General features: G+C 71.9%; 10 protein-coding genes. 4 read left to right on the top strand and 6 right to left on the bottom strand.

Annotated features, from left to right (window positions below):
- The 4 genes from NBW84_RS11605 to metX all read left to right on the top strand — a co-directional run.
- Positions 1-741, top strand: a 741-nt coding sequence (locus NBW84_RS11605) for a hypothetical protein (RefSeq protein WP_445548695.1), incomplete at its 5' end; no start/stop codon positions are given.
- 11 nt (positions 742-752) lie between these two features.
- Positions 753-3158, top strand: coding sequence for an AAA family ATPase (locus tag NBW84_RS11600; RefSeq protein ID WP_250284453.1), 2406 nt, complete (start codon positions 753-755; stop codon positions 3156-3158).
- Between the two features lie 302 nt (positions 3159-3460).
- Positions 3461-4753: a bifunctional o-acetylhomoserine/o-acetylserine sulfhydrylase gene (locus NBW84_RS11595; RefSeq protein ID WP_250284451.1), complete on the top strand. Its 1293-nt coding sequence runs from the start codon at positions 3461-3463 to the stop codon at positions 4751-4753.
- Between the two features lie 22 nt (positions 4754-4775).
- On the top strand, positions 4776-5918 hold the full coding sequence (metX, locus tag NBW84_RS11590; RefSeq protein ID WP_250284449.1) for a homoserine O-acetyltransferase MetX: 1143 nt from the start codon (positions 4776-4778) through the stop codon (positions 5916-5918).
- A 92-nt stretch (positions 5919-6010) separates the two neighbouring features.
- Here the strand turns inward: metX and NBW84_RS11585 are convergent, their stop codons facing one another.
- From NBW84_RS11585 to NBW84_RS11560, 6 genes are all read right to left on the bottom strand, one after another.
- Positions 6011-7402 (bottom strand): carboxyl transferase domain-containing protein, encoded by a 1392-nt coding sequence (locus NBW84_RS11585; protein WP_250284447.1) that lies wholly within the window; start codon positions 7400-7402, stop codon positions 6011-6013.
- Between the two features lie 549 nt (positions 7403-7951).
- Positions 7952-9178 carry a beta-ketoacyl-ACP synthase II gene (fabF, locus tag NBW84_RS11580; RefSeq protein WP_250284445.1) on the bottom strand — a complete coding sequence of 409 codons (1227 nt, stop codon included), beginning with the start codon at positions 9176-9178 and terminating at the stop codon, positions 7952-7954.
- Complete coding sequence (locus tag NBW84_RS11575) at positions 9175-9423, bottom strand: acyl carrier protein (RefSeq protein WP_047221415.1); 249 nt, start codon at positions 9421-9423, stop codon at positions 9175-9177. Before NBW84_RS11575 ends, fabF begins: the two co-directional genes overlap by 4 nt.
- 146 nt (positions 9424-9569) lie before the next feature.
- On the bottom strand, positions 9570-10508 hold the full coding sequence (locus NBW84_RS11570; RefSeq protein ID WP_250284443.1) for a beta-ketoacyl-ACP synthase III: 939 nt from the start codon (positions 10506-10508) through the stop codon (positions 9570-9572).
- Positions 10505-11491, bottom strand: coding sequence for an ACP S-malonyltransferase (locus NBW84_RS11565; protein ID WP_250284442.1), 987 nt, complete (start codon positions 11489-11491; stop codon positions 10505-10507). The genes NBW84_RS11570 and NBW84_RS11565 overlap by 4 nt, the downstream gene beginning before the upstream one ends.
- Before the next feature lie 223 nt (positions 11492-11714).
- Positions 11715-12073, bottom strand: a 359-nt coding sequence (locus tag NBW84_RS11560) for a PucR family transcriptional regulator (protein WP_250284440.1), incomplete at its 5' end; no start/stop codon positions are given.

Below are 12073 nucleotides of genomic sequence, written 5' to 3'. Positions count from 1 at the left end.
CTCAGCCTCACTACATTCTGGAGGTCGGCCGTGGGCAGGGGAAGTCGTACGCCGCTGGGGCGCGCCATGCCTGTCGTGTCCGCGCTCCTGGCGGCCATCGTCGTTCTCGCCGGGTGCGGCTCCGGTCGCTACGAGTACGTGACGAACAAGGGCGCGGGCACGTTTCTCAAGATTCCCAGCTCCTGGCAGCACCAGCCCATGCTCGGGCCGGCCTTCGTCGGGATAGACGCCCGCAACGTCTCTCCCGACGCCGCCCGGGTGCTCGCCTCCCGCGAGTGGGTGGTGGGGATCGACGCGGCGGCGAAGTTCGACGACAAGAACCTGCTGCTCCCGGACGCCCCGGAGCCGAAGGGGTTCGTCCAGGTCCGCCAGCTCCTGCCGGAGGAAGCGGCCACGCTGTCCACCAACGACCTGCGTAACCTGCTCATCTCCATCGACGACGCCGAACGGGAGCAGACCGAGGAGATCCGGCGGGATCCCGAGGGTGCCCGGCTGGCGCCGCACTTCCTGCTACTGACCGACGAGGCCGTCCGCAAGGACGGCGGTGTGCACGGCGTCCATCTGATCTACCAGCTCCGGGTGGACACCGGTCTGGTCACCATCGACCAGACCAGTCTTTTCGACCGGGATCAGACGATGCTCTACCAGCTCGTGTTCGCCTGCTCCGCCTGGTGCTACGACAAGCACGGTGCGCAGATCAACCAGGTTCAGACATCGTTCACGATCAAGCCGATCACCTGAGATTGAAGACCATGAATCAGACCTCGTCCGCGCAGCAGCCTGTGCAGCCGCCCTCGCAGCCGTTCCAGATCGCTCCCGTCGACCCTCCGCCGCGGCAGTCCGGGCCGGTACGCAAGCGGCTGGTCCTGTGGGACAGGGTGAAGTTCCTCCTCCTGATCGTGGCGCTGTTCGCGTTCGTGGTGGCCGCGGCCATGTCGGACAACCCGATCATGGCCTTCTCCGACGCCCTGCGCGAGCAGGCGTTGACCAGCTGGTGGCTGGTCGCGCTGTTCGCGGTCGAGATCGTCCGCCAGGTGCACATGTTCATCGGCGAACGGTTCTCGGCCTACTACGTCTTCTGGACGGACCGGGTCTTCGGCCGCTTCGAGCGTCGCCTGCTGCGGTTCAACGACTGGAACCGCTACCGGATGAGCCGGGCCCTGAAGTGGGTGGCGACCCTCGCGGTCGCCGCCTTCGTCTACGCCCGGATCCGGGACGACTCGATCTTCAACGCCGTCGTCGCCCTCCCCGGTGACATCTGGGGCGCGATGCCGCTCGTGCTCCAGCTCGTCCTGTTCATGGCGATCGCCATCGGCCAGTTCGTGGCGATCTTCTGGTTCCTCTCCCGCGGCGGTGTGGACGTCTACTTCCCGGAGGACATCAAGACCAGGTTCACCGACGTCTGGGGCCAGGACCACGTCCTGTCCCGGGTCAAGGAGGCGGTCTTCCACCTGGAGAAGCCCGAGGAGATCGAGAGCCGGGGCGGTTACGTGCCGGGCGGCATCCTGCTGTGGGGCCCGCCGGGCACCGGCAAGACCCTGATCGCGGAGGCGGTCGCCGGCGAGACCGGCAAGCCCTACGTCTTCGTCGACCCCGGGGCGTTCCGGGCGATGTTCTTCGGCGTCGGCGTGATGAAGGTCAAGGGCCTGTTCCGCAAGCTGCGCAAGCTGGCCCTCCGCTACGGCGGTGTGATCGTTTTCTTCGACGAGGCCGACACCCTGGGCAACCGCGGCCAGCTCGCCGGCGACTTCGGGCGGGCGGCCCCGGCGGGCATGGCCGACGTCCCTCTCTTCGGGCCGGCCGGTACCTCCGCCCTCGGGTCTGCCGGCTTGGCGCACTCCTCGTGCAACGGGCTGGCCTACGCCAGCCACGGCAGCCGCCGGCAGCTCGCCGAGGCCCAGTTCGTCGTCCCCGGCGGCGGCGGTGGTGGCCAGTCGAGTTTCGACGGGACGCTGCAGGCGCTGCTGACCGAGATATCAGGCCTGAAGAAGCCCCGCGGCTTCCTCAACCGGGTCGTCCGCCGCGCCCTGGGGATGCGGCCGAAGCCGCCGCCGAAGTACCGCATCATGATCATGATGGCGACCAACATGCCGCAGTCCCTGGACGAGGCGCTGCTGCGGCCCGGCCGCATCGACCGCATCTACAAGGTCGGCTACCCCAGCAAGGAGGGCCGGGTGCGGACCTTCCACGGCTACCTGTCCAAGGTCCACCACAACGTGGCGCCCGAGCAGGTGGAGCGGCTCGCCGTGATGAGCCCGTACGCCACCGGCGCGAGCATCAAGGACATGGTCAACGAGGCGCTGATCCAGGCGATCAAGTCGGACCGGGATGTCGTCACCTGGCCGGACCTGCTCAAGGCCAAGGCGATCAAGGAGCACGGCCTGCCCGACGACCACGAGTACGTCGAGCGGGAGCGGCACAGCGTCGCCCTGCACGAGGCCTGCCATGCGGTGGTCATGTACCGGCTGCAGAAGCACATGGCGATCGACATGGCGACCATCGAGCGCCGGGGGGACACCGGCGGCTTCGTGGCCCCGGTGCCGCTGGAGGACAGGTTCGTCGACTGGCGCTCCGAGGTCGAGATCGACGTGATGACCTTCCTCGCCTCCATCGTGGGCGAGCGGATGTTCTTCGAGGGCGACCACACCCAGGGCGTCGGCGGGGACCTGCACGCCGCCACCGAACTGGTCGCCCGCAGCATCGGCCGGCACGCCATGGGCACCACGCTGACCTCGCGTCCCGCGCTGGCCTCGGGCCTGGGCAGCAACCCGGCCTATTCGGGCAGCAGCCCCGGCTACCTCGGTGGCGGGTTCGTCGAGGAGGTGGAGACCAAGCTCCAGGAGCTCTACGTGCGCACCGAGACGATCCTGGAGGCCAACCGCCGGGAGATCCTCGCGGTCACCCACGCGCTGGAGACGAACAAGACCATCACCGGCGAGGACGTGGAAGCGATCATGGAGGGCACGCCCGGCCCCACCGTGGACGGGCGTCGCTACCACGAGCCGAACTTCCTCGCCCTCGCCGAGGAGTACCACTCCAGCGCGGTGCTGGCGCACCGCGGCCAGCGCGTCGAGCAGCTGCGGCTGCCGGACCTCACCGGCAGGGCCGCGGCCACCCCGGCCTCCGAGGGCCCGCCGCCCGCCCCCGCGCCGGCCTGAACCGGGTCGTTGGCCCCGTCCCCGAGAGATTGGCCCCGTCCCCGAGGAGAGGCCCTTCCCGGGGACAGGGTCTGCTTGTGGGTGCTAGAGTCCGAAATGTGCGCTCCCGGTCAATCATGTCGTGCGACATGCGGGGGTACCCGGCGCGCCCGTTCGTGGACGAGGCCTGTTGTCCCGCCTGACGGCCGTTGGTGATGTTCGTAATCCATGTGGCCGTGACCCGGCGGTCGCGTCCGTCCCGGTATGAGTGCTAACGCGGCCTGTCCGGCGCAGCCGCCCATCTCCGGGGAGGATCACGTTCCATGTCAGCAGAGAGCTGGTCGTTCGAGACCCGCCAGATCCACGCCGGCGCCCAGCCGGATCCGACGACCGGCGCCCGCGCCGTGCCGATCTACCAGACGACGAGCTACGTCTTCCGGGACACCGACCACGCCGCCGCGCTGTTCGCCCTCGGTGAGACCGGCAACATCTACACCCGGATCGGGAACCCCACGCAGGACGTCTTCGAGCAGCGGATCACCGCGCTCGAAGGGGGCGTGGGAGCGCTCGCGCTGTCCTCGGGCCAGGCCGCCGAGACCCTGGCGATCCTGAACCTCGCCGAGGCCGGCGACCACATCGTGACCTCGGCGAGCCTGTACGGCGGCACGTACAACCTGTTCCACTACACGCTGCCCAAGCTGGGCATCCAGGTCAGCTTCGTCGAGGACCCGGACGACCTCGACGCCTGGCGCGCCGCGATCGCCCCGAACACCCGGGCGTTCTACGGCGAGACGATCGGCAACCCCAAGGGGGACGTGCTCGACACCGCCGGGATCGCCGAGGTCGCGCACGCCGCCGGTATCCCGCTCATCGTCGACAACACCCTGGCCACGCCCTACCTCTACCGGCCGTTCGAGCACGGCGCCGACATCGTCGTGCACTCGGCGACGAAGTTCATCGGCGGCCACGGCACCGCGATCGGCGGCGTGATCGTCGACGGCGGGCGGTTCGACTTCGGCGCGTCGGGCCGGTTCGCGAACTTCACCACGCCCGACCCGAGCTATCACGGGCTGGTCTACTGGGACGTCCTCGGCCATGGCTCCTTCATCGCCAAGGCGCGCGTCCAGCTGCTGCGCGACATCGGCGCGGCGATCTCGCCGTTCAACTCGTTCCTCCTGCTCCAGGGTCTGGAGACGCTCTCCCTGCGGATCGAGCGGCACACCGCCAACGCCCAGCGGGTGGCCGAGTGGCTCCAGGCGCGGGACGAGGTGAGCTGGGTCAACTACCCGGGGCTTGCGTCGTCGAGGTGGTACGACCGGGCCCAGCGGGTGCTGCCGAAGGGCGCCGGCGCGATCCTGTCGTTCGGGATCGTCGGCGGTGCCGAGGCGGGCCGGAAGTTCGTCGAGGGCGTGGAGCTGTTCAGCCATCTGGCCAACGTCGGCGACGTACGTTCGCTGATCATCCACCCGGCCACCACGACGCACTCGCAGCTCACCGAGGCCGAGCAGGCGAGCACCGGGGTGACCCCCGACCTCGTCCGCCTCTCCGTCGGGATCGAGGGCATCGACGACATCCTCGCGGACCTCGACGCCGGCTTCCGTGCCGCCAAGGGCTGACAGCGCCAGCCCGGACGGGGCGGTGGGCGAGCGCCTGCCGCCCGTCTCCGGCGGGTGGCGGGCCGGGCGCGACCCGGCCGGGGCACGCCGGTTCGTCGAGCTGCCCGGCCCGGTCGAACTGGAGAGCGGGGCGTCGCTACCCGGCGTGACAGTGGCCTATGAGGCGTGGGGGCGGCTCGACCCGACGGCGTCCAACGCCCTGCTGGTCCTGCACGCGCTGACCGGTGACAGCCACGCCGCCGGCCCGGCCGGCCCGGGGCACGCCAGCCGCGGCTGGTGGGATGCGATGATCGGTCCGGGCCGGCCGCTGGACACCGAACGCTACTTCGTCGTGTGCCCGAACGTCCTGGGCGGCTGCCAGGGGACGACCGGCCCGTCCTCGGCCGCCGCGGACGGGCGGCCCTGGGGCAGCCGCTGGCCGCGGATCACCATCGGTGACCAGGTGCTGGTGGAGGCGCTGCTGGCCGACGCGCTCGGGATCCGGCGCTTCGCCGGCGTGGTCGGCGGGTCGATGGGGGGGATGCGCGCCCTGGAATGGGCGCTGCGCCACCCCGGCCGCGTCGCCAGGGCGGTGGTCGTCGCCTGCGGGGCGGCGGCGACCGCCGAGCAGATCGCCCTGTACTCCACCCAGATCGCGGCGGTCACCGCCGACCCCGGCTGGCACGGCGGGGACTACCACCACCAGCCCGCCGGTGCCGGCCCCCACACGGGGATGGGGCTGGCCCGCCGGATGGCCCAGGTCAGCTACCGCAGCGAGCGGGAGCTCGCCGGCCGCTTCGGCAACCGGGCGCAGCCCGACGGCCGTTTCGCGGCCGAGTCCTACGTCGAGCATCACGCGGACAAGCTCGTCCGCCGGTTCGACGCGGGCAGCTACGTGGCCCTGACCCGGGCGATGATGACCCAGAACGCCGGCCACGGCCGGGGCGGGGTGGCCGCGGCGCTGGCGCGCTGCCCGGTGCCGGTCGCGGTGGCCGGCGTCGACTCCGACCGGCTCTACCCGCTGTACCTCCAGCGTGAGATCGCCGATGCGGTGCGGGTGCCCGCCCTGGCCGGCCGGCTCGCGGTGATCCGGTCGCTGTACGGGCACGACGCGTTCCTGCTGGAGGCCGACCAGGTCGCGGACGTCATCCGGGAGGCGTTGGACGCCGCGCCCGCCGTCCCGTAGGCAGGGCTGGAACAGCTGGGACAGCCGGGACAGCCGGGACGACGGGCGCGGCAGCGATCACGCCTACACCGGGGCCTACAACGGACCGGGGCCTACAGCGGGATGTTGCCGTGGCCCGCGGTACCTGCCGGGGCGGCGGCGATGGCCTGGGCGACCGCCGCCCTGGTGTCCGCCGGGGTGACCACGGCGTCCACCACGCCCAGCTCCACCGCGCGGTCGATCCCGCCGACCACGCGCACGTGCTCGGCGGCGAGCTCGGCGACCACCTCCGGACGGCGCTGGGTCGGGACCTCGGCCAGCTCGCGCCGGTGGAGGATCCCGACGGCGGCCTCGGCGCCCATCACCGCCACCTCCGCGGTCGGCCAGGCGAACACGGCCGTCGCGCCCAGGCTGTGCGAGTTCATGGCGACATAGGCGCCACCGTAGGCCTTGCGGGTGACGACGGTGACCCGGGGCACGGTGCACTCGGCGAACGCGTACAGCAGCTTCGCGCCGCGCCGGACCACACCGTCCCACTCCTGGCCCACACCGGGCAGGTAGCCGGGGACGTCGACCAGGACGACCAGCGGCACGCCGAAGGAGTCGCACATCCGCACGAAGCGGGACGCCTTCTCCGCGGACGTGGCGTCCAGGCAGCCGCCGCGGCGCAGCGGGTTGTTGGCGACCACGCCCACCGTCCGGCCGCCGAGCCGGCCCAGGGCGGTGACGATGTTCGGTGCCCAGCGGGGGTGCAGCTCGACCACGTCGTCGTCGAGGATGCCCGCCACCAGCGGGCGGACGTCGTAGGCGCGGCGCGGCGACTCCGGCAGCAGGTCACCGAGCTCGCGGGCCTCCACCGCGGCGATGCCGCCCTGCTCGCCGAGCAGCGCGCACAACCGGCGGGTCCGGGCGACGGCGGCCTCGTCGGAGTCGCAGGTGACGGCGACGACCCCGCTGCGGCGTGCGTGCACGTCGGGCCCGCCCAGGCTGTCGGCGGTGCAGTCCTCACCGGTCACCGTCCGTACGACGTCCGGGCCGGTGACGAAGACCTTGGCGGCCGGGCCCATCACGACGATGTCGGTCAGCGCGGGGCCGTAGGCGGCGCCACCGGCGGCGGCGCCGAGCACCAGGGAGATCTGGGGGATCCGCCCGGAGCTGCGGACCGTGGCCGCGAACACCCGGCCGACCCCGTCGAGGGAGGCCACTCCCTCCCGCAGCCGGGCCCCGCCGGAATGCCAGATCCCGACCACCGGGCGGCGCAGGCGGGCCGCCGCCTCGATGGCGTCGACGATCCGCGTGCAGCCCTCGCGTCCCATCGCGCCGCCCTGGATGGCCGCGTCGGTGGCGAAGGCCACCACCGGGCTGCCCTCGACGGTGCCCACTCCCGCCAGCACGCCGGAGGTGTCCGCGGCGGCGAAGGGCTCGAAGGTGCCGGGGTCGAAGAACTGGGCCAGCCGGGCCGACGGGGCACGCGGGTCGGTGCGTTCGAGCGTGGAGAGACTCACCGTTTATCTCCTTGGGATCCCTGGGTCAGTGACGAGAGCAGGCGAGCGCCCGCGGGCCGCGCCGCGGCCGGTGGGCTCATCGGATCATCGTTCCCGTTTGCGACCGGACGGGTCCTCACGGTTTTCTGTCGTAGTCACCCGTAATTTCCCGTTGTTTATGTCGGACAGCGGCCGGGGCATGTGATCCGCTGGTTGTCAGCACGAAAAAAGCAGGCGGAGAGAAGGAGCGGAGAAAAGAAGAGAAAGCGGAGGAACCAGAACAGGGAAAGCGGGGCGGAGAACCGGCACCCGCGCGCAGGAGCACCCGGCCACCGACCGCGCCGGCCGGATGCGACGGTCGGTACCGGGTGTTCGCCATGAACATCCGGCTGAACGGGCTAGCTGAACGGACTGACTGGACAGGACGCGAACCGGCCGGGCGGAATCACCGACAGGGTGGATGCCGGGTCCGGTGACCAGCGGTGGGACGCGTCGTTCCCGTCAGGGTGCCGGTGGGACGCCGGGGCGGCCCGGCCGGTCGGTCGGCCCGGCCGGTCGGCCGGGCCGCGCTCAGGGGGTGAAGACGAGACAGACGTCGTGCCCGCCGAAACCGAACGAGTTCGACAGGACCGCGCCCGCGGGGATGGCACGGTTGTCGATGGACACCACGTCGAGGTCGATCTCGTCGTCGAGAGCGTCGAGGTTGCGGGTGGCCGGCACGACCCTGTCCCGCAGGGTGAGGACGGCTATCACCGCCTCGACCGCCCCGGCCGCCCCGAGCAGGTGCCCGGTCATGGACTTGGTGGAGGTCACCGCCACCCCGTCCAGGGTGTCCCCGAGCGCGGCCCGCAGCGCGTGGGCCTCGGCGACGTCCCCGATGGGGGTGGAGGTGCCGTGGGCGTTGATGTGCACGAGGTCGGCCGGGGTCAGCCCGCCGGAGTGCAACGCCGCCCGCACGGCCCGCGCCGCGCCGGCGCCGCTGGGCTCGGGGGCGGTCACGTGGTAGGCGTCCGCGCTGGTCCCGGACCCGGCCAGGGTGGCGTACACCCGCGCGCCGCGGGCGGCGGCGTGCTCGGCGGACTCCAGGACGAGGGCACCGGCGCCCTCCCCGAGGATGAACCCGTCCCGTCCCTTGTCGAACGGCCGGGATGCCGCCTGCGGGGCGTCGTTGCGTCGGGACAGGGCCTGCATCTGGGCGAACCCGGCGAGCGGCAGCGGGTGGATCGCCGCCTCCGACCCGCCGGTGATGGCCACGTCCGCCCGGCCGGCCCGGATCATGTCCAGGGCGTAGCCGATGGCCTCCGCTCCCGACGCGCACGCGCTGACCGGGGCGTGCACCCCCGCCCGGGCGGTGAAGGCCAGCCCCACGGTGGCGGCCGGGCCGTTGGGCATGAGCATCGGCACCACGTGCGGGGAGACCCGGCGTGGGCCCCGCTCGCGCAGTACTTCGTACTGGTTGAGCAGGGTCAGCACCCCACCGATACCGGAGCCGACCACCGCGGCGAGCCGTTCGGGGTCGACCTCGGGCGTTCCGGCGTCGGCCCACGCCTCCCGGGCGGCCACCAGAGCCAGCTGCTGCACGCGGTCGAGGGTGCGTGCCTCCAGCCGCTCCAGCGGGGGTTCCACCGCGGCGGGCGCGGCGATGTGGACCGGAAGCTGCTCGACCCACTCGTCGGTCAGCCGGCGCACACCGGAGCGGCCCGCGAGCAGGCCCTCCCACGTGGAGGCGACGTCGCCGCCGAGAGGGGTGGTTGCCCCGAGGCCGGTGACGACGACCTGCCTGGGGGTCGCGGTCACGCGGCGACACCCGCCCGCTGGATGTAGGACACCGCGTCGCCGACGGTCTTGAGGCTCTTGACGTCCTCGTCAGGGATCTTGACGTCGAACTTCTCCTCGGCGGCGACGACGACCTCGACCATGGACAGCGAGTCGACGTCCAGGTCGTCGATGAACGTCTTGTCCGCGGTGACGTCGGCCGGGTCGACTCCGGCGACCTCCTCAAGAATTGCGGCGAGACCCTCCAGAATATCGGACTGCGACATTGTTTCTCCTGTTCTTCTCTGACGTCACGGACAACACGGGTGGATTTACCCGTGCCATCATCGGCCGAACGTGGTTCCAACTGGTGCGGGCTGTCGGAAGACGCGAACAACCAGGTTCGTGTCGTCCTCGGCCGGTGCGATGAATCCTATGGGCAACGTACGACCTGACCGCAGTAGGTCAGGCCGGCGCCGAAGCCGAACAGCAGGACGGGATCGCCCGGCCGCAGCTGGCCGCCGTCGAGAATCCGGCTGAATGCCAGCGGGATGCTGGCGGCCGAGGTGTTGCCGGACTCGACCACGTCGCGGGCGACCACGGCGTTCGTGGCGCCGATGCCGGTCACCAGCGCGTCGATGATCCTCAGGTTGGCCTGGTGCGGGATGACCCCGGCGAGCTCGGCCGGCGCGACCCCGGCGAGCTCACAGGCGCGCCGGACCGTCGGGGTCAGGGTGATGGCCCACCGGAACACCGTCTGGCCTTCCATGCGGAAGAGGTTGTCGCCGTACCCGGGGACCCTGATGGCGCCGGCCTTCCCGCCGTCGTGGCCCCAGACCGCCGGGCCGATCTCGGTGGTCGGGGCGGGCCCGACCACCGCGGCCCCGGCGCCGTCGGCGAGCAGGATGCAGGTGGAGCGGTCATCCCAGTCGGTGTAGTCCGACAGCCGTTCGGCGGCCACCACCAGGACGTGTCGGGCGCTTCCCACCCGGACCATGTCGGACGCCATCGACAGGGCGTACGAGAAGCCGGCGCAGCCGGCGTTGATGTCGAGCGCGCCCGCGCGCACGGCACCCAGCCGGTGCGCGATCTGCGGCCCGGAGCCCGGGATCTGGGACGGGTTCGTGCAGGTCGCCAGCAGTACAATGTCGAGCTCGGCGGCGTCGATGCCGGCCGCGGCGAGCGCCTTCTCCGCGGCCATCGATCCCATCGCGACGATGGTCTCGTCGGTGTCGGCGATCCGGCGGGTGGCGATGCCGGTCCGCGAGCGGACCCATTCGTCGGACGTCGCGACCCGCTTGGCCAGGTCGTCGTTGGTCACCAGGCGGGCGGGGCGGTAGGTGCCGATCCCCATCAGCCGGGAGCCGTTCACCGCGTCGCTCCCACGAGCCCGTCGGCGGCGGCCGGGCCGCCGCCATCCGGGCCGCCGCCACCCGGCGCGTCTGTGTGGCGGGCGATCAGTTCACGGGCCGCGGGCAGGTCGTCAGGTGTCTTCACAGCGAGGATCTGCACGCCGGTGAGCTCCCTTTTGGCTATGCCTGCCAGCGTCCCGGCGGGTGGTAGTTCCACAATCGCGGTCACCCCGAGATCACGCATACGGGCCAGGCACAGGTCCCACCGCACCGGTGCGGCGACCTGATCGACAAGGTGCTGGACCAGCTCGGGGCCGTTGTTGATGACAGTACCATCGGCGTTGGACAGCTGGGCCACGACAGGCGTCCGCGGGCGCAGCCCGGGGGCGATCCCGGCGAGCTGGTCGGTGGCGGGCCGCATGAAGTGGGTGTGGAAGGCGCCGGCTACGGACAGTGGGCGCAACCGGGTGCGTGGCGGCGGCTCCTCGGCGAGGCGGGCCAGTGCCTCGAGGGAGCCGGCCGCGACGACCTGCCCGGCGCCGTTGCGGTTCGCCGCGGTCAGGCCCAGCCCGCGCAGATGTTCGGTGACCTCGTCCGGGTCGCCGCCCACGACCGCCGTCATACCGGTGGGGACGCGCCGGGCGGCCTCGGCCATGGCCCGGCCGCGCAACGCGACGAACACCAGCGCGCTTTCGGCGTCCAGGGTACCGGCCAGGACAGAAGCGGTGATTTCCCCCACACTGTGGCCGGCGACAAGAAGATTACCCGTCCGGGGAAGGGAAAGCTGTTCGGCGGCGACAAGACCGGTCGCGACGATCAACGGCTGTGCGACGGCGGTGTCGCGGATCGTCTCCGCGGAGCCGTCGCTGCCGACGTCCACAAGGTCGATTCCGACGGCGGCCGACCACCACCGCAGCCGTGGCTCGACACCGCCGATCTCAAGCCAGGGTTTCAGCTGACCGGGAGTCTGGGCACCTTGGCCTGGGGCGAGGATAGCGAGCACCGGACCACCTAACCCTTCCTGACCGCCGGCTGTCGCTGGCGGGCACTCACCGTTGTGCCGTCGGCTCATTGTGGGAGCTCTACAAAGTGATTCGGCCGTCCCATATCTTTATTGCCCATCACCAGGCCGGTGGGGAATTCGGTGACACGGGCGACAAGTGATGGCAACGCGTCCCGCCGGGCCGGGCGCCGGTGCGCCCGTGCCGGTCGCGGCCGGCCCGCGGTCACACCGCGGCGAGCCGGCCCAGGATGAGCGCCACGTGCAGGGTGAACCGTTCCCGGTGGTCCGTCGGGTCGAGCCCGCACGCGTCGGCGGCTTTGCGGAGCCGGTAACGGACCGTGTTGGGATGCAGGTACAGGGCGCGGGCCGTGGCCTCCAGCGAGGCGCCGAGGTCGAGGTAGGCGCCCACCGTTGCCAGCAGCGGCGCCCCCGCCTCCCGCAGCGGCGTGTACACGTCCTCGATCAGGGCGCGGCGGGCTCCGGTGTCGCCGGCGAGGGCCCGTTCCGGCAGCAGCGCCTGCGCGGTCACCGGGCGCGGGGCGGCCGGCCACGCCGCGACCACGTCGGCCGCGGCCAGCGCCG

Source organism: Protofrankia sp. CiP1_Cm_nod2 (assembly GCF_920664355.1).
In the GTDB taxonomy this organism is placed as follows: domain Bacteria; phylum Actinomycetota; class Actinomycetes; order Frankiales; family Frankiaceae; genus Protofrankia.
This window is presented reverse-complemented; position numbering and strand designations above follow the sequence as displayed.

What these genes read in the sequence shown, in the direction of transcription:
- NBW84_RS11600 (WP_250284453.1), top strand. Translation starts at nt 753, where the DNA reads ATGAATCAGACCTCGTCCGCGCAGCAGCCTGTGCAGCCGCCCTCGCAG.
- NBW84_RS11595 (WP_250284451.1), top strand. Translation starts at nt 3,461, where the DNA reads ATGTCAGCAGAGAGCTGGTCGTTCGAGACCCGCCAGATCCACGCCGGC.
- NBW84_RS11575 (WP_047221415.1), bottom strand. Translation starts at nt 9,423, where the DNA reads ATGTCGCAGTCCGATATTCTGGAGGGTCTCGCCGCAATTCTTGAGGAG.